The 23106-nt window shown below is 66.3% G+C and carries 19 protein-coding genes; 13 read left to right on the forward strand and 6 right to left on the reverse strand.

What is annotated here, in order from left to right; all coding sequences use genetic code 11:
• Positions 1–2: 2 nt before the first annotated feature.
• Both FB547_RS26825 and FB547_RS26830 read right to left on the reverse strand, forming a co-directional pair.
• Positions 3–932, reverse strand: a complete 930-nt coding sequence (locus FB547_RS26825) for an SPFH domain-containing protein (RefSeq protein WP_145746678.1) — start codon at positions 930–932, stop codon at positions 3–5.
• Between the two features lie 48 nt (positions 933–980).
• On the reverse strand, positions 981–1406 hold the full coding sequence (locus FB547_RS26830; RefSeq protein WP_145746679.1) for an NfeD family protein: 426 nt from the start codon (positions 1404–1406) through the stop codon (positions 981–983).
• A 121-nt stretch (positions 1407–1527) separates the two neighbouring features.
• Between FB547_RS26830 and FB547_RS26835 the strand changes: the two genes are divergently transcribed.
• On the forward strand, positions 1528–3831 hold the full coding sequence (locus FB547_RS26835; protein WP_145746680.1) for an arginine/lysine/ornithine decarboxylase: 2304 nt from the start codon (positions 1528–1530) through the stop codon (positions 3829–3831).
• A gap of 34 nt (positions 3832–3865) precedes the next feature.
• Here the strand turns inward: FB547_RS26835 and FB547_RS26840 are convergent, their stop codons facing one another.
• Positions 3866–4717 (reverse strand): DNA ligase, encoded by an 852-nt coding sequence (locus FB547_RS26840; RefSeq protein WP_145746681.1) that lies wholly within the window; start codon positions 4715–4717, stop codon positions 3866–3868.
• An 18-nt stretch (positions 4718–4735) separates the two neighbouring features.
• Entirely contained in the window at positions 4736–5518 is a 783-nt protein-coding gene (gene fabI, locus FB547_RS26845) for an enoyl-ACP reductase FabI (protein ID WP_145746682.1), read from the reverse strand.
• A 37-nt stretch (positions 5519–5555) separates the two neighbouring features.
• Between fabI and FB547_RS26850 the strand changes: the two genes are divergently transcribed.
• From FB547_RS26850 to FB547_RS26905, 12 genes are all read left to right on the forward strand, one after another.
• Positions 5556–7352, forward strand: coding sequence for an extracellular solute-binding protein (locus tag FB547_RS26850; RefSeq protein ID WP_145746683.1), 1797 nt, complete (start codon positions 5556–5558; stop codon positions 7350–7352).
• A gap of 27 nt (positions 7353–7379) precedes the next feature.
• Complete coding sequence (locus FB547_RS26855; RefSeq protein ID WP_145746684.1) at positions 7380–8414, forward strand: microcin C ABC transporter permease YejB; 1035 nt, start codon at positions 7380–7382, stop codon at positions 8412–8414.
• The gene (locus tag FB547_RS26860; protein ID WP_145746685.1) at positions 8407–9450 is read left to right on the forward strand and encodes an ABC transporter permease; all 1044 of its coding nucleotides are present in this window, start codon (positions 8407–8409) and stop codon (positions 9448–9450) included. Before FB547_RS26855 ends, FB547_RS26860 begins: the two co-directional genes overlap by 8 nt.
• A complete protein-coding gene (locus FB547_RS26865; RefSeq protein WP_145746686.1) occupies positions 9447–11078 on the forward strand; it encodes an ABC transporter ATP-binding protein in 1632 nt (543 codons plus the stop codon). The genes FB547_RS26860 and FB547_RS26865 overlap by 4 nt, the downstream gene beginning before the upstream one ends.
• 19 nt (positions 11079–11097) lie before the next feature.
• Positions 11098–12297 (forward strand): YbfB/YjiJ family MFS transporter, encoded by a 1200-nt coding sequence (locus tag FB547_RS26870; protein WP_145746687.1) that lies wholly within the window; start codon positions 11098–11100, stop codon positions 12295–12297.
• A gap of 168 nt (positions 12298–12465) precedes the next feature.
• Positions 12466–13113, forward strand: coding sequence for a ribosome maturation factor RimP (gene rimP / locus FB547_RS26875; protein WP_145746688.1), 648 nt, complete (start codon positions 12466–12468; stop codon positions 13111–13113).
• A gap of 17 nt (positions 13114–13130) precedes the next feature.
• Complete coding sequence (gene nusA / locus FB547_RS26880; protein ID WP_012747851.1) at positions 13131–14615, forward strand: transcription termination factor NusA; 1485 nt, start codon at positions 13131–13133, stop codon at positions 14613–14615.
• Positions 14616–14639: 24 nt separating this feature from the next.
• Positions 14640–17594: a translation initiation factor IF-2 gene (gene infB / locus FB547_RS26885; protein WP_145746689.1), complete on the forward strand. Its 2955-nt coding sequence runs from the start codon at positions 14640–14642 to the stop codon at positions 17592–17594.
• A 24-nt stretch (positions 17595–17618) separates the two neighbouring features.
• Positions 17619–17990, forward strand: a complete 372-nt coding sequence (rbfA, locus tag FB547_RS26890) for a 30S ribosome-binding factor RbfA (protein WP_012747853.1) — start codon at positions 17619–17621, stop codon at positions 17988–17990.
• Positions 17991–17992: 2 nt separating this feature from the next.
• Positions 17993–18961 (forward strand): tRNA pseudouridine(55) synthase TruB, encoded by a 969-nt coding sequence (gene truB / locus FB547_RS26895; protein WP_145746690.1) that lies wholly within the window; start codon positions 17993–17995, stop codon positions 18959–18961.
• The gene (typA, locus tag FB547_RS26900) at positions 18958–20793 is read left to right on the forward strand and encodes a translational GTPase TypA (RefSeq protein ID WP_145746691.1); all 1836 of its coding nucleotides are present in this window, start codon (positions 18958–18960) and stop codon (positions 20791–20793) included. The genes truB and typA overlap by 4 nt, the downstream gene beginning before the upstream one ends.
• A gap of 13 nt (positions 20794–20806) precedes the next feature.
• On the forward strand, positions 20807–21736 hold the full coding sequence (locus tag FB547_RS26905; protein ID WP_186454254.1) for a DMT family transporter: 930 nt from the start codon (positions 20807–20809) through the stop codon (positions 21734–21736).
• 74 nt (positions 21737–21810) lie between these two features.
• Here FB547_RS26905 and FB547_RS26910 read toward each other — a convergent pair whose 3' ends face one another.
• Entirely contained in the window at positions 21811–22206 is a 396-nt protein-coding gene (locus tag FB547_RS26910) for an ATP-binding protein (protein WP_145746692.1), read from the reverse strand.
• 72 nt (positions 22207–22278) lie between these two features.
• On the reverse strand, positions 22279–23103 hold the full coding sequence (locus FB547_RS26915) for an anti-sigma factor family protein (protein WP_145746693.1): 825 nt from the start codon (positions 23101–23103) through the stop codon (positions 22279–22281).
• Positions 23104–23106 lie beyond the last annotated feature (3 nt).

A 23106-nucleotide genomic window follows, 5' to 3' on the forward strand; every position in this document is an offset into this window, starting at 1 on the left:
GCTCAGGTAGGATTTTGCGGCTTGCCGGCCTGCACCATGCGCATCGCGGAAGCGATGAGCGCCGCGGTTTCGGTCATGTTGCTCGGCACGATCAGCGTGGTCTTGGAATCGGCCGCGACCTTGCCATAGGCGTCGACGGCGCGCTCGGCCACCTTGAGCTGCACGGCCTGTTCGCCGCCGGGCTGGCGGATGGCGGCCGCCACGCGTTCGATGGCGTCGGCCGTGGCGGTGGCCACGGCCGTGATGGCGGCGGCCTCGCCCTGGGCGTTGTTGATCTGGGCCTGCTTCTCGCCCTCGGAGCGGGCGATGAAGGCCTCGCGCTCGCCGGTGGCGATGTTGATCTGCTCCTGGCGGCGGCCTTCGGAGGCCGCGATGAGCGCGCGCTTGCCGCGCTCGGCGGTGATCTGCGCCTGCATGGCCAGCAGGATTTCCTTGGGCGGCGTCAGGTCCTTGATCTCGTAGCGCAGCACCTTCACGCCCCAATTGAGCGCAGCCTCGTCGATGGCCGCGACCACCTGCGCATTGATGACGTCACGCTCCTCGAAGGTCTTGTCGAGTTCGAGCTTGCCGATCACGCTGCGCAGCGAGGTCTGCGCCAGCTGCGTCACGGCGACGATGTAGTTCGACGAGCCGTAGCTCGCGCGCATCGGGTCGGTCACCTGGAAGTACAGGATGCCGTCGACCTGCAGCTGGGTGTTGTCGCGCGTGATGCAGATCTGGCTCGGCACGTCGAGCGGGATTTCCTTCAGGCTGTGCTTGTAGGCGACGCGGTCGATGAAGGGGATCAGGAAGTTGGGCCCGGGCGTCATGGTGCCGTGGTACTTGCCCAGGCGCTCGCGCACCCAGGCGTTCTGCTGCGGCACGAACTTGACCGACTGGCTGATGAAGATGATCGCAATGACCAGGATGATGATGGGTACCGAAAATTCCATGGTTTTCTCCTCTAGGGTTCTGTTCTGTTCTGTTCTGTTCTGTTCGGATCAGGTCTTGTCGACCACGAGGCGGCTGCCGATCACCTCGACCACGCGGTGCTCGCCGGTGGTCGGGGCCTGGCCCGCGCGCGGAATCACGGTCCACTGGGCGCCGCGGTAGCGAACGATGGCGGTGCCGTCCGGGTTCCATGCCTCGACGTGGATGATCTCGCCGATGTCGAGATTGACATCGCGGTTCGACGCCGTGGGCGCAGCGGCCGGGCGCCGGCGCTGGACCGCATACCAGACCAGGACGGCCCCCACGCCGACCACCGCCGCCACGACCAGTTGGGCGACGGTGCCGGCGCCCAGGTGCGCCGCAATGGCCGCCGCCGCGAAGCCGGTGGCCAGCAGCAACAGGTAGACCGTGCCGGAAAGCAACTCCAGCACGATGGCGGCCCCCGCTATCAGCCACCAGATGGTGGAATTCGCCATGACTTCTCCTCTTTGGTGAATGCACGACATTCTGTGTCAAAACCTGACTCAATCCTTCATCCGAATTCCGTACACTTCGCGCCTCATTGCCTGTGTCCATTGCTTGTCCGGAGCCCCGCTCATGAAATTTCGCTTCCCCATCGTCATCATCGACGAGGACTTCCGCTCCGAAAACACTTCGGGCCTCGGCATCCGCGCGCTCGCGCAGGCCATCGAGACGGAGGGCTTCGAGGTACTGGGCGTCACGAGCTACGGGGACCTGAGCCAGTTCGCGCAGCAGCAAAGCCGTGCCAGCGCCTTCATCCTGTCGATCGACGACGAGGAATTCACGGTCGGCCCCGACCTCGACCCGGCCGTGCTGAGCCTGCGCAACTTCATCGGCGAGGTGCGGCGCAAGAACGCCGACGTGCCGATCTACATCTACGGCGAAACCAAGACCTCGCGCCACATTCCCAACGACATCCTGCGCGAGCTGCATGGCTTCATCCACATGTTCGAGGACACGCCGGAGTTCGTGGCGCGCCACATCATCCGGGAAGCCAAGAGCTATCTCGAGGGCGTGCAGCCGCCGTTCTTCAAGGCCCTGATCGACTACGCCGAAGACGGTTCGTACTCGTGGCACTGCCCGGGCCATTCGGGCGGGGTGGCGTTCCTCAAGAGCCCGGTGGGCCAGATGTTCCACCAGTTCTTCGGCGAGAACATGCTGCGCGCCGACGTCTGCAACGCGGTGGAGGAGCTCGGCCAACTGCTCGACCACACCGGCCCGGTGGCGGCCAGCGAGCGCAATGCGGCGCGCATCTTCAACGCCGACCATTGCTTCTTCGTGACCAACGGCACCAGCACCAGCAACAAGATGGTCTGGCACCACACGGTGGCACCCGACGACGTGGTGGTGGTCGACCGCAACTGCCACAAGTCGATCCTGCACGCGATCATCATGACCGGCGCGATTCCGGTGTTCATGAAGCCCACGCGCAACCACTTCGGCATCATCGGCCCGATTCCGAAGAGCGAGTTCGAGCAGAGCGCCATCAAGGCCAAGATCAAGGCCAACCCGCTGCTCGCCGACGTGGACCCCGACAAGGTCAAGCCGCGCGTGATGACGCTGACCCAGTCGACCTACGACGGCGTGATCTACAACACCGAGACCATCAAGAACATGCTCGACGGCTACGTCGACACGCTGCACTTCGACGAAGCCTGGCTGCCGCATGCGGCCTTCCACCCGTTCTACGGCGCCTACCACGCGATGGGCAAGCGCCGCGTGCGGCCGAAGGAGTCGCTGGTGTTTGCCACGCAGTCGACCCACAAGCTGCTCGCGGGCATCAGCCAGGCCAGCCACGTGCTGGTGCAGGACTCGCAGAACCGTGCACTCGACCGCGACCTGTTCAACGAGGCCTACCTGATGCACTCGTCGACCAGCCCGCAGTACGCGATCATCGCGAGCTGCGACGTGGCCGCCGCCATGATGGAGCCGCCCGGCGGCACCGCACTGGTGGAAGAGAGCATTCTCGAGGCGCTCGACTTCCGCCGCGCCATGCGCAAGGTGGAGGCCGAATTCGGCAAGGACGAGTGGTGGTTCAAGGTCTGGGGCCCCGAGAAGCTCGTCGACGAAGGCATCGGCCGCGCCGAAGACTGGATCATGACGGGCGAGAAGAACGGCAAGCAGAGCAAGAGCAAGAAGTCGCCGCGCAACTGGCACGGCTTCGGCGAACTGGCCGACGGCTTCAACATGCTCGACCCGATCAAGTCGACCATCGTGACGCCGGGCCTCGACCTGGAAGGCAACTTTGCCGAGACCGGCATTCCGGCCAGCGTGGTCACCAAGTTCCTGGCCGAGCACGGCGTGATCGTGGAGAAGACCGGGCTCTACAGCTTCTTCATCATGTTCACCATCGGCATCACCAAGGGCCGCTGGAACACGCTGCTCACGGCGCTGCAACAGTTCAAGGACGACTACGCGCGCAACCAGCCGATGTGGCGCATCCTGCCGGAGTTCTGCCAGCAGCACCCCGGCTACGAACGCCTGGGCCTGCGCGACCTGTGCCAGCACATCCACCAGCTCTACGCACGCTACGACGTGGCGCGCCTGACGACCGAGATGTACCTGAGCGACCTGACTCCAGCCATGAAGCCGAGCGACGCCTTCGCCCACATTGCGCACCGCAAGACCGAGCGCGTGGAGATCGACGAGCTCGAAGGCCGCATCACCACGAGCCTGATCACGCCGTACCCGCCGGGCATTCCGCTCCTGATCCCGGGCGAGGTGTTCAACAAGAAGATCGTCGACTACCTCCGGTTCTCGCGCGAGTTCAATTCGCAGTGCCCGGGCTTCGAGACCGACATCCACGGCCTGGTGGCGCGCATCGACGAAACCGGCAAGAAGCGCTATTACGCGGACTGCGTGGCCGCGTCGAAGAAGTAGGCGGCAAGGAAGCGGGGAGGACGCGCGCCGCGCTTCAGGAGGGCCGGTCGCTGCGCACCCGCATGAAGCGGGCGAACCTTGGCAGCCCGCCGGCGTTGGTGCCATTGAAGCGGTAGGTCACCCAGCTTCCGATGGCGGGCGGGTTATCGCGCTCGGCGTCGGTCAGGCCGCTGCCGAGCTTGAAGCGCCTGCCCTCGGGCGTTTCGACCAGCAGCGCGCCCAACCGGCCGCTGTGCCGCCCCTTGCCGGGCATGTGGCCGATCACGCGGGCCTCGGCGTCGTCGTGGGTCTTGACCTTGAGCAGGTCGCTGTTGCGTTCGGCGCGGTAGAGCGATCCGCCCCGATGCAGCATCAGGCCTTCGCCGCCCATCTTCACCGTCTTGGCGAGCAGGGCCTGCAACTCCGCGTGGGTGGTTGCGCGCTCCTGGGGCACAGGCACCACCCACGGCGCATCGGTGATCGGCAGCAGTTTGCGCAACACAGCCAGCCGCGCCGTGAAATCGCCACCCTGGGCCGGGAGGTCGAACACCATGAAGCGCATGCTGTGCCAGGCGGTGTCGTTGGGCGTCTGGCTGCGCACGGTGGAAACCGCATGCGCGAACTGGCCCCTGCCTGCCCACAGCTCGCCATCGAGCGGCTGCCTGGGCAGCGGCGCGATGAACCAGGCGGGCGCCACCACCGGTTCGCCGCCGCGCGTCCACAGCTGCTTGCCGTCCCAGTAGCCGCGCACGCCGTCGAATTTTTCGCTGACCCAGTAGTCGTCCAGCGACATGCCGGGGCGGTAGACCTCGGCCAGCATCAGCGCCGGCGCGGCCTCGCGCGCGGCGGCCACGCGGGCCGCCAGCGCGCCGAGGCCGGCGAGCAGGAGGGAACGTCTGTTCAACAAGAGGCCGCTGCCAATCGACTACTCGGCCATGCCCGCCACGACGTTGCTGAAGCCGCCGTCCACATAGGTGATCTCGGCGGTGACGCCGCTGGCCAGGTCGCTCAGCAGGAAGGCGGCCACGTTGCCGACTTCCTCGATGGTCACGTTGCGCCGGATCGGCGAGGCGTCGGCCACCGCCGACAGCATCTTGCCGAAGCCCTTGATGCCGCTGGCGGCCAGCGTCTTGATCGGGCCGGCGCTGATGCCGTTGACCCGCATGCCCTTGGGGCCGAGCGAAGCTGCGGTGTAGCGCACCGAGGCCTCGAGCGAGGCCTTGGCCAGGCCCATGGTGTTGTAGTTGGGCAGTGCGCGCTCGGCGCCGAGGTATGTCAGCGTCAGCAGCGCCGACTTGTCGTTGAGGTAGGGCAGGGCCGCCTTGGCCATGGCCGGGAAGCTGTAGGCGCTGATGTCATGCGCAATCTTGAAGCCCTCGCGCGACAGCCCTTCGAGGAAGTCGCCCGCGATGGCCTCGCGCGGCGCAAAGCCGATGCTGTGCACGAACCCGTCAAACTTGGGCCACGCTTGCGCCAGATCGGCAAAGAGCTTGTCGATCTGCGCGTCGTCGCCCACATCGCAGTCAAAAATAAGCTTGGAGCCGAAGTCCGCGGCGAATTCGGTGATACGGTCCTTGAATCGCTCGCCGACGTAGCTGAAAGCAAGCTCGGCGCCTTGTTCGTGACAGGCCTTCGCTATGCCGTAGGCAATGGAGCGATTGCTCAACACGCCGGTGATCAACAGTTTTTTGCCGGAAAGAAAGCCCATGAAGTTGCCTCGTGAAAATCTTGGGCAGAATTCTCGCATGCGGGTTTGGCTGCTTCTTTTTCTGGCGCTCTCGGCGGCTCCTTCATGGGCCGCCCATGCCTACGCGCAATTCGGCGACGTCAAGTATCCGCCGGGGTTCACCCACTTCAGCTACGTGAATCCGGATGCGCCCAAGGGCGGCGAGATCCGGATGGTGCCGCCCACGCGGCCCACCAACTTCGACAAGCTCAACCCGTTCACGCTCAAGGGCACGGCGCCCTCGGGCATCGGCTCGCTGATGTTCGAGAGCCTGATGACGGGCAATTCCGAAGAGCCGACCACGGGCTATGGCCTGCTCGCCGAAGACGTCGAGGTGGCACCCGACCGCCTTTCGGCCACCTTTCGCCTGAACCCGAAGGCGCGCTTCAACGACGGCTCGCCGGTGCTGGCGGCCGACGTGGTGCACTCGTTCAATACCCTGACCGGCCCGTTGGCCGCGCCGCAGTACCGTACCATCTACGCCGAAGTGAAGAAGGCCACGGCCACCAGCGAGCGCACCGTGCGCTTCGACTTCGCGAGCCCGAACCGCGAGCTGCCGCTGGTGATCGGCGGCATGGCGGTCTTCAGCCGCCAGTGGGGCGGCGGCAAGCCCTTCGACCAGATCGTCACCGAGATGCCGATCGGCTCCGGCCCTTACAAGCCCGCCAGCGACCGCCTGGGCCGCGACATCACCTACGTGCGCCGCGCCGACTACTGGGGCGCGGACCTGCCGGTGCGCAAGGGGCTCTACAACTTCGATCGCATCACCTTCCGCGTCTACCTGGACGAAACCGCGCGCTTCGAGGGCCTGAAGGCCGGCGAGTTCGACTTCATGCGCGAATTCACCTCGCGCAACTGGGCGCGCCAGTACAAGGGCAAGCAGTTCGATAGCGGCGAGATCGTCAAGCGCGCCTTCGAGAACCACAACCCCGGCGACTTCCAGGGCTACGTGTTCAACATCCGCAAGGACAAGTTCAAGGATGCGCGCGTGCGGCAGGCCATTGGCCTGGCGATGGACTTCGAGTGGCTCAACCGCCAGCTGTTCTATGGCATCTATACCCGGGTGCAGGGCTACTTTCCCAACAGCGAGTTCCATGCCGAGGGCCTGCCCAAGCCCGACGAAATGGCGCTGATGGAGCCCCTGCGCAGCAAGCTCAAGCCCGAAGTGTTCGGCCCGGCCCCGCAGCCGCCGAGCACGGCGCCGCCCAACAGCCTGCGCGAGAACCTGCGCAAGGCGAGGGCGCTGCTCGCAGAGGCCGGCTGGACCTATCGCGACGGTGCGCTGCGCAACGCGAAGAACGAGGCCTTCACGATCGAGTTCCTCAACGACCAGCCCGGGCTGATCCGCGTCGTGACGCCGCTGCAGACCGCATTGAGGAAGCTGGGCATCGAGATGACGTTCCGCACGGTCGATTTCTCGCTCTCGCAGCAGCGCATGCAGAACTTCGACTTCGAGATGACCTCGCTGCGCCTGCCCGGCAACAGCGCGCCGGGCGGCGAGCTGCTCGAGCTGTTCGGCTCGAAGGCGGCCGACACGCCGGGTTCGTCCAATATCTGGGGCATTGCCGATCCGGCCGTGGACGCGGTGGTCGGCAAGGTGCTGGCGGCCACCACGCGCCCCGAGCTGGCCACGGCCATGCGGGTGCTCGACCGGGTGCTTTCCAACGGCTACTACTCGATCCCGCAGTACTACGGCAACGCGTTCCTGGTCGGCTACCGGCCGGCGCCGTTCGTGCTGCCGCCGACCATCCCGCCGTACTACGATGCCGGCGACTGGGCGCTCACGACGTGGTGGGCTTCGCCCGCCAACAAATGACGCGGCCGCACCGGACATGAACACCGAATGATCAGCTACATCCTCAAGCGCCTGCTGCTGATGATTCCCACGCTGCTGGGCGTGCTCGTCATCACCTTCGGCGTGATCCAGTTCGTGCCGGGCGGTCCGGTCGAGCAGATGGTGGCGCAATTGCAGGGACGTGATTCAGGCGGCGAGCGGGCCGCGGCCAGCGGTGCTGGCTACCGTGGCCGCCAGGGCCTCGACCCGCAGCGCGTCGAGGAGATCCGCAAGCTCTACGGCTTCGACAAGCCGCCCCACGAACGCCTGTGGACCATGCTGAAGTCGTTCGCGCGCTTCGACCTGGGCACCAGCTTCTATCAGCGCAAGGACGTCTGGCAGCTCATCAAGGAAAAGATGCCGGTGTCGATCAGCCTCGGCCTCTGGACCTTCTTCATCAGCTACCTCATCGCGGTGCCGCTCGGCGTGGCCAAGGCGGTGAGGGCCGGCACGCGCTTCGACTTCATCACCACGCTGATCGTGCTGATCGGCTATGCCATCCCGGGCTTCGTCCTGGGCGTGGCGTTGCTCGTGATCTTCGGCGGGCAGCTGCAGTGGTTTCCGCTGCGCGGCCTCACCTCGCCCAACTGGGAGAGCATGAGCTGGGGCGCGCGCATCGTCGACTACCTGTGGCACATCGCGCTGCCGGTGACGTCGATGGTGCTCGGCAGCTTTGCCGTCACCGCCATGCTCACGAAGAACTCCTTCCTCGAGGAAATCCGCAAGCAGTACGTGCTGACGGCGCGCGCCAAGGGGCTGTCGCAGCGGCAGGTGCTCTGGAAGCATGTGTTCCGCAATGCGCTGATTCCGATCATCACGGGCTTTCCGTCGGCCTTCATCGGTGCGTTCTTCACCGGCTCGCTGCTGATCGAGACGCTGTTCACGCTCGACGGCCTGGGCCTGCTGAGCTACGAGAGCGTGATCCGCCGCGACTATCCGGTGGTGCTGGGCACGCTCTACCTGTTCACGCTGATCGGCCTGGTCACCAAGCTGATTTCCGACCTCTGCTACGTCTGGGTCGATCCGAGGGTCAAGTTTGACTAGCGCCGCCATTGTTTCCGTAAGCCCGGGCCGCCGCGCCTGGCGCCGCTTCCGCCGCAATCCGCTGGGCTTCTGGAGCCTGGTGGTCTTCTCGACCCTGGTGGTACTGAGCCTGTTCGCCGAGCTGCTGTCCACCGAGAAGCCGCTGGTCGTGCGCTACGAGGGGCATACCTACTTCCCGGTGCTGCGCGACTACTCCGAGAAAACCTTCGGCGGCGATTTCGAGACGCCAGCCGACTATCTCGACCCTTTCATCCAGAAGCGCATCACCGAAGGTTCCAACTGGGCGCTCTATGCGCCCAACCGCTACGGTCCGCGCACGCTGAACTATTTCGCCTCGCAACCCAATCCCGCAGCACCCTCGCGCGAGAACTTCTTCGGCACCGACGACCGCGGCCGCGACCTGCTCGCGCAGCTGATCTACGGCTTTCGCGTGAGCGTGCTGTTCGGCCTGGCGCTGACCGTCATCGGCACGGTGCTTGGCGTGATCGCGGGGGCGGTGCAGGGCTACTTCGCGGGCAAGATCGACCTCGCGTTCCAGCGCTTCATCGAGATCTGGGCGTCGATGCCCGAGCTCTACCTGCTGATCATCTTCAGCGCGATCTTCGCGCCCAGCGTGGCGCTGCTGCTGATCCTGCTGAGCCTGTTCGGCTGGATGGGCCTGGCCGACTACGTGCGCGCCGAGTTCCTGCGCAACCGCCAGATGGACTACGTGCGCGCCGCGCGCGCCCTCGGCGTGGGCAACCTGCAGATCATGTGGCGCCACATCCTGCCCAACAGCATGGTGCCGGTCGTCACTTTCCTGCCGTTTCGCATGAGCGCGGCCATCCTGGCGCTGACCTCGCTCGATTTCCTGGGCCTGGGCGTGCCGCCGGGCACGCCGTCGCTGGGCGAACTGCTGAGCCAGGGCAAGGCCAACATCGACGCCTGGTGGATCTCGCTGTCCACCTTCGGCGTGCTGGTCGTGACGCTGATGCTGCTCACCTTCATGGGCGACGCGCTGCGCGACGCCCTCGATCCGCGGAAGGCCGACAAGTGAGCGAAACGAAGCACCAGCCGCTGCTGGACGTGAAAGAGCTGCGCGTGGCCTTCGGCGGCAAGGAGGTGGTGCACGGCATCGACTTCCGCATCGCCGCGGGGGAGAAGCTCGCGCTGGTCGGCGAATCGGGTTCGGGCAAGACCGTGACGGCGCTGTCGCTGCTGCGGCTGGCGCAGAACGCCGACGTGGCCGGCACGGCGACCTTGTTCGGCTCCGCAGATGCGCCGAACGGGCGCGACCTGCTCTCGATCCCGGAGCGGGAGCTGCGCGGCATCCGCGGCAAGGAGATCGCGATGATCTTCCAGGAGCCGATGACCGCCCTCAACGCGCTCTACACCGTGGGCGACCAGATCGCCGAGGTGCTCGAACTGCACGAGGGCCTGTCGGCGCGCGCGGCCCAGGCGGCCGCCGTGCAATTGCTGGCCGACACCGGCATTCCGGAGCCGGAGCGGCGGGCGAGGGCGTTTCCGCACCAGCTTTCAGGCGGCCAGCGCCAGCGCGCGATGATCGCCATGGCGCTCGCCTGCAAGCCGCGCCTGCTGCTGGCCGACGAGCCGACCACCGCGCTCGACGTCACGGTGCGCGCGCAAATCCTCGAACTGCTCGCCGATCTGCAGCGCCGGCATGGCATGGCCGTGCTGCTGATCACGCACGACCTCAACCTGGTGCGCCGCTTCGCCGACCGGATCGCCGTGATGGAAGACGGCCACGTGGTGGAGCAGGGCGCCGTGGCGGCCGTGTTCGAGGCGCCGCAGCACGCCTACACCCGCAAGCTGATCGACAGCCACCCGGAGCGCGATGTCACCGCCGTGCCCGCGGGTGCCGGCGCGCGGCCGTTGCTCGAGGCCACCGGCTTGCGCGTGAGCTACCCGGTGCCGCGGCCCGGTTTTGCCGGCTGGTTCCGCAAGGGCGAATTCATCGCGGTGCAGAACGCGGACTTCCGCATCGCGCCCGGCGAAACCCTGGGCGTGGTGGGCGAGTCCGGATCGGGCAAGTCCACGCTGGCGCTGGCCGCCCTCGGGCTGCTGAAGCACCAGGGCGCACTCAAGGTGGGCGGCAAGGGCTGGGCGGTGGACCGGAGTTCCGACCTGGCCTTGCGGCGGGTCATGCAGGTGGTGTTCCAGGACCCGTTCTCTTCGCTGTCGCCGCGCATGACGGTCGAACAGATCGTGGGCGAGGGGCTGCGCGTGCACGCACCCGAGCTCAGCACGGCCCAGCGCCGCGCGCGGGCGCTGGAGGCGCTGGCCGACGTGGGCTTGGGCGAGGCGCAGTTTCCCTCGCTGCTCGAGCGCTATCCGCACGAGTTCTCGGGCGGGCAGCGCCAGCGGCTCGCGATTGCGCGCGCGCTCATCGTCGATCCGCAGCTGCTGGTGCTCGACGAGCCCACCAGCGCGCTCGACGTGACGATCCAGAAGCAGGTGCTGGGGCTGCTGCAGCGCCTGCAGCGCGAGCGCGGCCTGAGCTACCTGCTGATCACGCACGACGTCGAGGTGATCCGCGCCATGGCGCACCAGGTCATCGTGATGAAGGATGGCGCCATCCTCGAAGCCGGTGCGGTCGAGCGCGTGCTCGATGCGCCCGAGCATCCCTACACAAAGAAGCTGGTGGCCGCCGCGCTGCTGGAATAGAACAACGGAATCAAAGGAAATGTCGGATATCGGACGGGACAGGCGCGGTGCCTGGCGCGCGGCACTGGCGTGCATGGTGACCTTGGCCGTTGCCATGGGCCTGGGGCGCTTTGCCTTCACGCCCATGCTGCCGATCATGCTGCACGAGGGAAAGCTCCAACTCGAGGCCGGCGGCGTGCTGGCTTCGCTCAATTACCTCGGTTACTTTCTTGGCGCAGTCAGTTGCGCGGCCATCGGCATCCAGGCCAAGCGCATGGTGCGCGGCGGCCTCGTGGCCACGGCGGCGCTGCTGGTGGGCATGGGCGTGCTGCACAGCTTCACAAGCTGGGGCATCCTGCGCGCGGCGGCTGGGGTGATGAGTGCCTGGGTCTTTGTTTTCGCGTCCGGCTGGGGCCTGCGGCGGCTGGCCGAAACCCATTCCCCGGCGCTGGCTGGCGTGATCTACACGGGTCCCGGCATCGGCATCGCGATGACCGGCCTGCTCGGCGGCGCGCTCGGACGCTGGGGTTCCGAGGCGGGATGGATCGGCCTGGGCCTCTTGGCGGTGGTGCTGGTGGCGTCGATCTGGCGCGTGTTCGACGATGGTGACTCGCCCTCGGCGCAAGGCTCCGCGGGCGCGCCGTCCGCCCAGGCCGGCGTGCCCGCGTCGCCTTCCGCGCGCAGCGACGCCGTCTGGCTGGTCGCGCTCTATGGGCTGGCCGGCTTCGGCTACATCATCACCGCCACCTTCCTGCCGGTGATCGCGCGCCAGGCCCTGCCGGGCTCGCCATGGCCCGACTTCTTCTGGCCCCTGTTCGGGCTGGCGATCATCCCGGGCGCGCTGATCGGCGCCCGCGCCCCCATCCATTGGGACAACCGGCTGCTGCTGGCCGCGGCCTATGCGCTGCAGGCGCTGGGCGTGGTGCTCTCGGTGGCGTGGCCCACCATCACCGGCTTTGCGCTCGGCAGCCTGCTGCTGGGGATGCCTTTCACGGCCATCACCCTTTTTGCGATGCGGGATGCGCGCCGGCTGCGCGGCAATGCCGCGGCCGGGCTGATCGGCTATGCGACCGCGTCCTACGGTGTCGGCCAGATCATCGGCCCGCTGTTTGCGGCGCCGCTGGCCCAGCGGACCGGGTCTTTCGAGCTCCCGCTGCTGGTGGCCGCCGCCGCTCTGGCGCTCGGATCGGTGCTGTTTGCCGTGGTCTGGTCAAAATCCCGCCGCAAAGTGGCGCTTTGAGCAGGCCAAGCCACTTCATTTATCACGGGAATAGCATATAATTCGAGGCTCACGACCAAACGGGCGGGTACCAACCGCCCGTTTTTTTTGGTCTATGCAATTTCGATGCGTGACACCCGTGGCGGCGGGTGGCACGCATAAGCATTTTTACAAGGCAATTTCAAACACGTGGCATTGCAGCAGACAGTGGAACAAACCGTGGCCGGTCTCGGCTACGACCTGGTCGAGATCGAACGCTCGGCCGGGGGATTGCTGCGCGTGACAATTGATTTGCCCTGGACTGCCCCCACATCGGAAGCTGTGGCTGCAGGCATTCCCGAACCCTTCGTGACGGTCGAGGATTGCGAGAAGGTCACGCGCCAGTTGCAGTTTGCGCTCGAGGTAGACGGTGTCGATTACAAGCGGCTCGAGGTTTCCTCGCCGGGTATTGACCGTCCGCTTCGCAATGAGCAGGATTTCGAGCGTTTCGTGGGCGAGGTGATCGACATCACGCTCAAGGCGCCCATGGGTGCCGCGGCGGCGGGGCAGGTGTCTGCCACCCGCAAGAAATTTCGCGGCACGCTGGAGCGTGCTGAAAAGGCGGAAGGGGCCGACGGAGCCCCGGGCTGGCAAATCGTCTGGAGCGATGCGCCGGAGCCCAAACCGGGTCAAAAAGTCAGCAAGAAGCGCGCGCCTGCAAAGTTGCATGCGCTCGGTTTCGTGCTGGATGAGCTGCGCGATGCGCGGCTCGCGCCAATTGTGGATTTCAAGGGCCGCAGGGCCAAAACCCAACCGGGTTTTTCGGATATTGACGACGGAACCAACGTTCCGGACTGACTAGAGGAGTGGGTGGCATGAATCGCGAAATGTTGATGTTGGTGGATGCGATCTCGCGCGAGAAGAACGTCGAGCGCGACGTGGTTTTCGGCGCGGTCGAGTCCGCGCTGGCGCAAGCCACCAAGAAGCTCCACCAGGGCGACGTGGACATCCGCGTCTCGGTCGACCGCGACAGCGGCGACTACGAGACCTTCCGCCGCTGGCACGTCGTCCCCGACGAAGCCGGCCTGCAGCTGCCCGATCAGGAAATCCTCCTGTTCGAAGCCAAGGAAGAAATGCCCGACATCGAGGTCGGCGAGTACATCGAGGAAGCGGTGGACTCGGTGCCGATCGGCCGCATCGGTGCCATGGCCGCCAAACAGGTCATCCTGCAGAAAATCCGCGATGCCGAGCGCGAGATGCTGCTCAACGACTTCATGTCGCGCGGCGACAAGATCTTCGTGGGCACCGTCAAGCGCCTGGACAAGGGCGACATCATCGTGGAGGCCGGCCGCGTCGAAGGGCGCCTGCGCCGCAGCGAGATGATCGCCAAGGAAAACCTGCGCAACGGCGACCGCGTGCGGGCCATGATCATGGAAGTCGACCTGACGCTGCGCGGCGCGCCGATCATCCTGTCGCGCTCGGCGCCCGAGTTCATGATCGAGCTGTTCCGCCAGGAAGTGCCCGAAATCGAACAGGGCCTGCTCGAGATCAAGAGCTGCGCCCGCGATCCCGGCTCGCGCGCCAAGATCGCCGTGCTCTCGCACGACAAGCGTGTCGACCCCATTGGCACCTGTGTCGGCGTGCGCGGCACGCGCGTCAACGCCGTGACCAACGAGCTCGCCGGCGAGCGCGTGGACATCGTGCTGTGGAGCGAGGACCCGGCCCAGTTCGTGATCGGCGCCCTGGCCCCGGCCAACGTGTCGTCCATCGTGGTCGATGAAGAAAAGCACGCCATGGACGTGGTGGTCGACGAGGAGAACCTCGCCATCGCGATCGGCCGCGGCGGCCAGAACGTGAGGCTTGCCTCCGATCTGACCGGCTGGAAGATCAACATCATGGACGCCAATGAATCGGCCCAGAAGCAGGCGAGCGAAACCGACGCCAGCCGCAAGCTGTTCATGGAAAAACTCGACGTCGACGAGGAAATCGCCGACATCCTGATCTCCGAGGGCTTCAACAGCCTCGAGGAAGTCGCCTATGTGCCGATCTCCGAAATGCTGGAGATCGAAGCCTTCGACGAAGACACGATCAACGAGCTTCGTTCGCGCGCCAAGGATGCGCTGTTGACCATGGAAATCGCCAAGGAAGAGGGCGTCGAGACCGTCTCGCAGAACCTGCGCGACCTCGAAGGCCTCGACCCCGAGCTGATTCCCAAGCTGGCCGAGGCGGGTGTGCACACCCGCGACGACCTCGCCGACCTCGCGGTCGATGAACTCACCGAGATCACCGGCCACAGCGCCGATGACGCCAAAGCCCTCATCTTGAAAGCCCGCGAACATTGGTTCGCCGGCCAAGAGTGATGGTCATGGAGGCACGAAACCAATATGTCCAGTACCACTGTCGCCGAGTTCGCGAACGAGCTCAAGAAGACTCCCGAAACCTTGCTTGACCAGCTCAAGAGCGCAGGCGTGCCCAAGGCGGCACCCACCGATGCGCTCACCGAGGCTGACAAGCAGCGCCTGCTCGGCTTTCTCAAAGCCAGCCATGGCACCGCCGAGCCCGAGCGCAAGAAGATCACGCTGACGAAAAAGTCGACCAGCGAGATCAAGCAGGCCGACGCCACCGGCCGCGCCCGCACCATCCAGGTCGAGGTGCGCAAGAAGCGCACCTTCATCCAGCGCGACGACGGCCACCCGGCCACGCCCGAAGCGCAACCGGTGGCCGAGGCGCCCGCCGCGGCACCTGCCGCACCCCGCATCGACGAAGCCGAACTGGCCCGCCGCGAGGAAGAGGCGCGCCGCCAGGCCGAGCTGATCCGCCGCCAGGAAGAAGAACTGGCCGAGAAGCGCCGCCTGCGCGAAGAAGCCGAAGCCCGCGAACGCGAACAGGCCGAAAAGGCCGAGCGCGCGGAACAGGCCGAACAGGAAGCCGCACGCGCCGCCGCCGAGAAGAAGGCCGCCGCCGAAGCCGCTGCCGCGCCCGCCAAGGAAGCGGCCAAGCCGGTCGCCGCGCCTGTCGCAGCCGCTGCAGCCGCCGCCGAACAGCAGGCCGCCGACACCAAGCTGGCCGCCCAGACGGCCGCCACGCAGGCCAAGGAAGACGCGAAGGCCAAGGCCGCCGCCGAATCGAAGGCCCGTGCCGACGAGGAAGCCGCCCGCGCCAAGGACCTGGACGAGCGCCGCCGCAAGGCCCTGGCCGAAGCCGAAGCCATTCGCGCCATGATGAACGCACCGGCCCGCGTGCTGGTGCCGCACAAGGCGCCCGAGAAGCCGCAGCCCGAAAAGGCCGCGGTCAAGGGCACGCTGCACAAGCCGGCCACGCCCGCAGCGCGTCCCGGCGCGCCGGCCGCACCGGGTGCTGCCGCAGCCCCTGGCGCTGCTGGTGCCGGCAAGGAAGTCAAGTCGGCCAAGCTCTCTTCGAGCTGGGCGGGCGATCCTGCCAAAAAGAAGGAAATCAAGACCCGCGGCGATGCCAGCGGGGGTGTCGGCCGCGGCAACTGGCGCGGAGGCCCGCGCGGCCGCCGTGGCAGCAATGACCGTGGAGGCCACGAAGAGCATGTGCAGGCCGCACCGGTGGAGGCGCGCATTCTCGAAGTGCACGTGCCCGAAACCATCACGGTGGCCGAGCTCGCGCACAAGATGGCCGTCAAGGCGCAGGAAGTCATCAAGCAGCTCATGAAGCTGGGCCAGATGGCGACCATCAACCAGTCGCTGGACCAGGACACCGCCATGATCCTGGTGGAGGAAATGGGCCACAACGCGGTCGTTGCCGCGCTGGACGACCCTGAAGCCTTCACCGACGAGGACGTGTCGGCGCAAACCGCCGAAGCACTGCCGCGCGCACCGGTCGTGACCGTCATGGGCCACGTCGACCACGGCAAGACCTCGCTGCTCGACTACATCCGCCGCGCCAAGGTTGCAGCGGGCGAAGCCGGCGGCATCACGCAGCACATCGGTGCCTACCACGTGCAGACCGAACGCGGCATGGTGTCCTTCCTCGACACCCCGGGCCACGAGGCCTTCACGGCCATGCGTGCCCGCGGTGCGCAGGCCACCGACATCGTCATCCTCGTGGTGGCGGCCGACGACGGCGTCATGCCGCAGACCAAGGAAGCCATCAAGCACGCGAAGGCTGCGGGTGTGCCGATCGTGGTTGCCATCAACAAGATCGACAAGCCCGATGCCAGCCCGGACCGCGTGAAGCAGGAACTGGTGGCCGAGGAGGTCGTGCCCGAAGAGTACGGCGGCGACGTGCCGTTCGTGCCGGTGTCCGCCAAGACGGGCCAGGGCATCGACGAACTGCTCGAGCAGGTGCTGCTGCAGGCCGAAGTGCTGGAGCTCAAGGCGCCGGTGGATGCCGCCGCCAAGGGCCTGGTCATCGAAGCGCAGCTCGACAAGGGCCGCGGCCCGGTCGCGACCGTGCTGGTCCAGTCCGGCACGCTCAAGACCGGCGACGTGGTGCTGGCGGGTTCGACCTATGGCCGCGTGCGCGCCATGCTCGACGAAGACGGCAAGACCATCAAGTCGGCCGGCCCCTCGATCCCGGTCGAGATCCAGGGCCTGACCGAAGTGCCGCAGGCGGGCGACGAGTTCATGGTGATGAGCGACGAGCGCCGTGCGCGCGAGATCGCCACCTACCGTGCCGGCAAGTTCCGCAACACCAAGCTGGCGAAGGCCCAGGCTGCGAACCTGCAGAACATGTTCACCGACCTCTCGGCCGGCGAAGTGCAGACGCTGCGCATCATCATCAAGGCCGACGTGCAGGGCTCGCAGGAAGCGCTGGCCCAGTCGCTGCTCAAGCTGGCGACCGACGAGGTCAAGGTGCAGATCGTGTACGCCGGCGTGGGCGGCATCAGCGAAAGCGACATCAACCTCGCGATCGCCTCGAAGGCCATCGTGATCGGCTTCAACGTGCGCGCCGATGCCGGTGCGCGCAAGCTGGCCGAAGGCAATGGCGTGCAGCTGAACTACTACAGCATCATTTACGACGCCGTGGACGAGATCAAGGTCGCGATGTCGGGCATGCTGGCACCGGAGCGCCGCGAGGAAATCATCGGCTCGGCCGAGATCCGCACGGTGTTCGTGGCTTCGAAGATCGGTACGGTCGCGGGTTCGTACATCACCTCGGGTTCGGTCAACCGCAGTGCGCATTTCCGCCTGCTGCGCGACAACGTGGTGGTCTACACCGGCGAAGTCGACTCGATCAAGCGCATGAAGGACGATGTCCGCGAAGTGCGCGAAGGCTTCGAGTGCGGTATCAAGCTCAAGAACTACAACGACATCAAAGAAGGTGATCAGTTGGAATTCTTCGAGATCAAGGAGATCGCCCGTACGCTGTAACAAGCGTTCGATGCGACCGAGTCCATGCCCAAAAGAAAAGCCGCCGCCCCCAACCGCGCGTTCAAGGTTGCCGACCAGATCCAGCGGGATCTGACGGAGCTGATCGCGCGCGAGTTGAAGGATCCGCGCGTGGGCATGGTCACGATCCAGGCGGTCGAGGTCACGCCCGACTATGCGCACGCGAAGATCTACTTCAGCATGCTCACGGGCGACGTGACCGAAACCACCGAAGCGCTGAACCAGGCCGCGGGCTTCCTGCGCAACGGCCTGTTCAAGCGCCTCCACATCCACACCGTGCCGACGCTGCACTTCCTGTTCGACCGCACCACCGAGCGTGCGGCCGACATGAATGCGCTCATTGCGCAGGCCGTCGCTTCGCGTTCGAAAGACGACTAGCGATGAATGCGCCACGCACAAGGGTGCAGCGGCGCCCTGTGCATGGGGTGTTGTTGCTCGACAAGCCGCTGGGACTTTCCAGCAACCAGGCCTTGCAGAAGGCCAAGTGGTTGCTGCGCGCCGAAAAGGCGGGCCATACCGGTACGCTCGATCCGCTGGCCACCGGCGTGTTGCCGCTGTGCTTTGGCGCGGCCACCAAGTTCAGCCAATTGCACCTCGATGCCGACAAGACCTACGAGGCCACGGCACGCCTTGGCATCAAGACCTCCACCGGCGACGCCGAGGGCGAGGTGATTGCCGAGCGCCCGGTGCACGTCACGCCTGAAGACCTGGCCCGCGTCGAGGCGCAGTTCACCGGCCCGATCCGGCAGGTGCCGCCGATGCACAGCGCGCTCAAGAAGGACGGCAAGGCGCTGTACGAATACGCACGCGAAGGCGTCGAGATCGAGCGGGCGCCGCGCGACGTGGTCATTCATGCCTTGGAGATCACGCAGGCAGCCTCCGAATCGGCAGGCAACGCCATCAGGATCGTGGCTTCCGTGAGCAAGGGCACCTACATCCGTACGCTGGGCGAAGACATCGGCGAGGCGCTGGGTTGCGGTGCGCACCTCACGTCGCTGCGCCGCACGGCCACCGGCGGCTTCGGCGAGGCACAGTGCATCACGCTCGAAGCGCTCGAAGCCATGGGCGAGGAAGAGCGGCTGGCGCAATTGTTGCCTGCCGAATCCCTGGTCGAGGGCCATACGGTCGTCACGCTCGGCAGCGAAGATGCGGGGCGCTTCCTGTCCGGCCTGCGCCGCCGCGGCACCTGGCCCGATGCCGACCATGTGGCGGTGTTCGGCGAAGCGCCTCCCGCCTTCCTGGGGACGGCCCACATTGCCGCCAACGAATTGATCCCGGGGCGCTTGCTGAACCCCATCGAAATCCAGCAAATTCTTTTGAACGCACAACAGACCGAAGCGACACCATGAGTACCAAGCAAATCCGCAATATCGCCATCATTGCCCACGTCGACCATGGCAAGACCACGATGGTCGACCAGCTGCTGCGCCAGTCGGGCACCTTTGCCGAGCACGAGAAAGTGGTCGACACGGTGATGGACAACAACGCCATCGAAAAGGAACGTGGCATCACGATCCTGGCCAAGAACTGCGCCGTGACCTGGGAAGGCACGCACATCAACATCGTCGACACCCCCGGCCACGCGGACTTCGGCGGCGAAGTGGAACGCGCGCTGTCGATGGTCGACGGCGTGGTGCTGCTGATCGACGCCCAGGAAGGCCCGATGCCGCAGACGCGCTTCGTGACCAAGAAGGCGCTGGCCCTGGGCCTCAAGCCGATCCTGGTCGTGAACAAGGTCGACAAGCCGGGCGCCAACCCCGACAAGGTGGTGAACGCCGCCTTCGACCTGTTCGACAAGCTCGGCGCGACCGACGAGCAGCTCGACTTCCCCGTGGTGTATGCATCGGGCATCAACGGCTGGTCTTCGCTCGAAGAGGGTGCGCCCGGCGAGCAGTGGGGCCCCGACATGTCGGCGCTGTTCAACACCATCCTGAAGCACGTGCCGGCGCAGAAGGGCGATCCGAACGCGCCGCTGCAGCTGCAGATCTCGGCGCTCGACTTCTCGACCTTCGTCGGCCGCATCGGCGTGGGCCGCATCAGCCAGGGCACGCTGAAGCCGATGATGGACGTGCTGGTCATGGAAGGACCGGACGGAAAGTCGATCAAGGGCCGCGTGAACCAGGTGCTGACCTTCCAGGGCCTGGACCGCGTGCAGGCCACCGAAGCCGGCCCGGGCGAGATCGTGCTGATCAACGGCATTGCCGACATCGGCATCGGCGTGACCGTGACCGACCCGGCCAACCCGGCGCCGCTGCCCATGCTCAAGGTCGACGAACCGACCCTGACCATGAACTTCTGCGTCAACACCAGCCCGCTGGCCGGCCGTGAAGGCAAGTTCGTCACCAGCCGCCAGATCTGGGACCGCCTGCAGAAGGAACTGCAGCACAACGTGGCGCTGCGCGTGAACGAAACCGACGAGGAAGGCATCTTCGAGGTGATGGGCCGCGGCGAACTGCACCTGACCATCCTGCTGGAAAACATGCGCCGCGAAGGCTATGAAATGGCCGTGTCGAAGCCGCGCGTGGTGTTCCGCACGGTCAACGGCGAGAAGCACGAGCCGATCGAGCTGGTGACGGCCGACATCGAAGAGCAGCACCAGGGCGGCGTGATGCAGGCCCTCGGCGAGCGCAAGGGCGAGCTGGTCAACATGGAACCGGACGGCCGCGGCCGCGTGCGCCTCGAGTACCGCATTCCGGCGCGCGGCCTGATCGGCTTCACCAACGAATTCCTGAACCTGACGCGCGGCTCGGGCCTCATCAGCAACATCTTCGACAGCTACGAACCGCACAAGGGCGAGATCGGCAGCCGCAAGAACGGCGTGCTGATTTCCATGGACGACGGTGAAATCTTCACCTACGCCCTGGGCAAGCTCGACGACCGCGGCCGCATGTTCGTGAAGGCGAACGACCCGGTGTACGAAGGCATGATCGTGGGCATCCACAGCCGCGACAACGACCTGGTGGTGAACGCCACGCGCACCAAGCAGCTGACCAACTTCCGCGTCTCGGGCAAGGAAGATGCGATCAAGATCACGCCACCGATCGAACTCACGCTGGAATACGGCGTGGAATTCATCGAGGACGACGAGCTGGTCGAGATCACGCCCAAGAGCGTTCGCCTACGCAAGCGCTTCCTCAAGGAAAACGAGCGCAAGCGGGCCAGCCGCGAAATGGCGAGCTGATCGCCATCCGGCCATGCTGCTGCGCCTGACCCACGGCGGGGCCGTGTGGCTGATGGTTGCCGTGACCCTGATGTGGGCCACGGCGGGCGTCGTCACGCGGCACCTGGCGCAGGCCCACAGTTTCGAGATCACCTTCTGGCGCAGCTTCTTCACGATGCTTGCGCTGCTGGTGATCTTGCCGCTTTGGCGGGGCCGGGCGGTGTTTTCGCAGATCCGCTCGGGCGGGCGCGAGCTCTGGATCTCGGGCGTCTGCTGGACCGTGATGTTCACGGCCTTCATGGTGGCGCTCACGCTGGCTTCGACGGCCAGCGTGCTGGTCACGATGTCCCTTGGCCCATTGCTCACCGCGCTGGCCGCGCGCCTGTTCATCGGCCATCGCCTGCCTGCGCGGACCTGGGTGGCCATCGTGGTGGCTGGCCTCGGCATTGCCTGGATGTACGGCACGCAACTGATGCAGGGCGGGGCGGCGGGCGGATCGCTGCTCGGAACCCTGGTGGCGCTGTGCGTGCCGCTCGCGGGCGCCGCCAACTGGACGGTGGTTCAGCATGCGCGTGCCAAGGGGCATGACATCGACCTGGTTCCCGCGGTGCTGATTGGCGCGGCGCTCAGCGCGCTGCTCACGCTGCCTTTTGCGCTGCCGTTCCAGGCCAATGCGCACGATCTCGGCCTGCTGGCCTTCCTGGGTGTTTTCCAGCTGGCCATTCCCTGCGTGCTGGCGGTGCTGTGCGCGCAGGTGCTCAAGGCGCCCGAAGTGGCGCTGCTCGCGCTGCTCGAAGTGATCTTCGGCATTGCACTGGCCTGGATCGGTGCGGGCGAGGAGCCGGCTGCGAGCGTGCTGACCGGCGGTGCGCTGGTCATCGGAGCGCTGGTGTTCAACGAACTGCTGGCGCTGCGCGGACGCCGCGCCACCGTGGCCGACAACGCGCTTCCCAGCGCGCACTGAACTGCGCCAGCGAGCCGAAAAGAAAAAGGCCCAGGCATCTGCCGGGGCCTTCGCGCGATCAGGCGATCACGGGATCAGGGACGGGCCACCTTCCAGGCGCCGTTCAGGACGCCGTCGCCGGTCTTGTCGCCCGGCTTGCTGTCCTTGGTCCAGTAGTAGAGCGGCCAGCCCTTGTAGGCCCACTGCCTCTTGCCGTCTTCGCGCACGATGATGGTGTAGCCGCCCATCGGCTTGGCGGTTTCGGCCACCGGCAGCGGCGGCCAGTTGGTGGCGCACTGGGCATTGCAGGCCGAAGTGCCTGCACCGGCCGTGTCGCGGGCGAAGGTGTACAGCGTCATGCCATTCGGGCCGACCAGCACGCCGTCGGCGGTGCGGGTGGGGGTGTCGGGGGCGCTGGCGGTCTTGTTGGACATGCCGCCGCAGCCGGCGAGCAAGGCCGCCGCGAGGATCGAGGCGCTGAGCAATTTCATGCAGTTTCTCCTTCAGTTGAAAAATCGCGAAAACAAGGCAGTGGTTGCGCGACACGGCAGTTTATGCCGGCCTCACGACAAATCGCGGTAGGCGAGCGTCGCGAGTTTCAGCAAAACTTCACGCGGCAGCTTGCCGGCAACGGCATAGCCGAAGCCCTGGTCGACCCAATAGAAGCTGGGCACCGGTCCCTCGGATGCGAAACGGAAGGCTGTTTCGCGCGATGCGGCGGTACCGGCGGCGGCCTGGCTGTCGAGGGTGCCGATGTAGAGCGTGATGCGCTCGCCGGCGCCGTCCTCGAACATGAACTGGGCGCGCGCGCCGCTTTCCCCGGGCAAGAGCCGGCCGCCGACCAGCGCGTAGCCCATGGCCGTCAGGTCGGGCACCTTGAGCGGCCTGTCGAGGCGCTTGGACAGCCACTGCACGAGGTGCTGCTGCTCGCTGGCGGCCACTTCGACCGGATGCCTTTTCTCGGGCGCATAGACGGCATGCGCAATCGAAGCGTCGTGCACGAATTCGCGCATGGCAGGCGCCCTGGCCAGCTGGGCCGAAGCGGCGCGCTGCATCGACCATTGGGCATTGCCGAGCCAGCCGGCGGCAAAGGCGATCAGCACGCCGGCCGCCACGCCGCCCCATCGCATCCAGTGGCCTTGCCGGGCCCGGCGAGTCTGGCTGCGACCGAGCGCGTTCATCAGGGACGCAGGCACGGGCTCGTCCAGCAGTTCGCCGTGCAGCCGGCGCAGCGCATCGCGCTGGGTGCGCCAGGCCGCCACCCGCGCCGCAAGGGCCGGGTCGCGCGCCACGGCGCCCTCGACCTCGGCGCGGCGTTCCGGTGCCAGCTGGCCATCGACGAGGGCATGCAACTCGTCGTCGGTAGGGGGCGGGGCAGGGCGATTCATGAT

Source organism: Variovorax beijingensis, assembly GCF_007828835.1.
Lineage (GTDB): Bacteria > Pseudomonadota > Gammaproteobacteria > Burkholderiales > Burkholderiaceae_C > Variovorax > Variovorax beijingensis_A.

Excerpts from the sequence above, each read along its gene's own strand:
- FB547_RS26825 (WP_145746678.1), bottom strand. The coding sequence starts at position 932 with ATGGAATTTTCGGTACCCATCATCATCCTGGTCATTGCGATCATCTTC.
- FB547_RS26830 (WP_145746679.1), bottom strand. The coding sequence starts at position 1,406 with ATGGCGAATTCCACCATCTGGTGGCTGATAGCGGGGGCCGCCATCGTG.
- FB547_RS26835 (WP_145746680.1), top strand. The coding sequence starts at position 1,528 with ATGAAATTTCGCTTCCCCATCGTCATCATCGACGAGGACTTCCGCTCC.
- fabI (WP_145746682.1), bottom strand. The coding sequence starts at position 5,518 with ATGGGCTTTCTTTCCGGCAAAAAACTGTTGATCACCGGCGTGTTGAGC.
- FB547_RS26850 (WP_145746683.1), top strand. The coding sequence starts at position 5,556 with ATGCGGGTTTGGCTGCTTCTTTTTCTGGCGCTCTCGGCGGCTCCTTCA.
- FB547_RS26855 (WP_145746684.1), top strand. The coding sequence starts at position 7,380 with ATGATCAGCTACATCCTCAAGCGCCTGCTGCTGATGATTCCCACGCTG.
- FB547_RS26870 (WP_145746687.1), top strand. The coding sequence starts at position 11,098 with ATGTCGGATATCGGACGGGACAGGCGCGGTGCCTGGCGCGCGGCACTG.
- nusA (WP_012747851.1), top strand. The coding sequence starts at position 13,131 with ATGAATCGCGAAATGTTGATGTTGGTGGATGCGATCTCGCGCGAGAAG.
- infB (WP_145746689.1), top strand. The coding sequence starts at position 14,640 with ATGTCCAGTACCACTGTCGCCGAGTTCGCGAACGAGCTCAAGAAGACT.
- rbfA (WP_012747853.1), top strand. The coding sequence starts at position 17,619 with ATGCCCAAAAGAAAAGCCGCCGCCCCCAACCGCGCGTTCAAGGTTGCC.
- truB (WP_145746690.1), top strand. The coding sequence starts at position 17,993 with ATGAATGCGCCACGCACAAGGGTGCAGCGGCGCCCTGTGCATGGGGTG.
- typA (WP_145746691.1), top strand. The coding sequence starts at position 18,958 with ATGAGTACCAAGCAAATCCGCAATATCGCCATCATTGCCCACGTCGAC.
- FB547_RS26905 (WP_186454254.1), top strand. The coding sequence starts at position 20,807 with ATGCTGCTGCGCCTGACCCACGGCGGGGCCGTGTGGCTGATGGTTGCC.
- FB547_RS26910 (WP_145746692.1), bottom strand. The coding sequence starts at position 22,206 with ATGAAATTGCTCAGCGCCTCGATCCTCGCGGCGGCCTTGCTCGCCGGC.
- FB547_RS26915 (WP_145746693.1), bottom strand. The coding sequence starts at position 23,103 with ATGAATCGCCCTGCCCCGCCCCCTACCGACGACGAGTTGCATGCCCTC.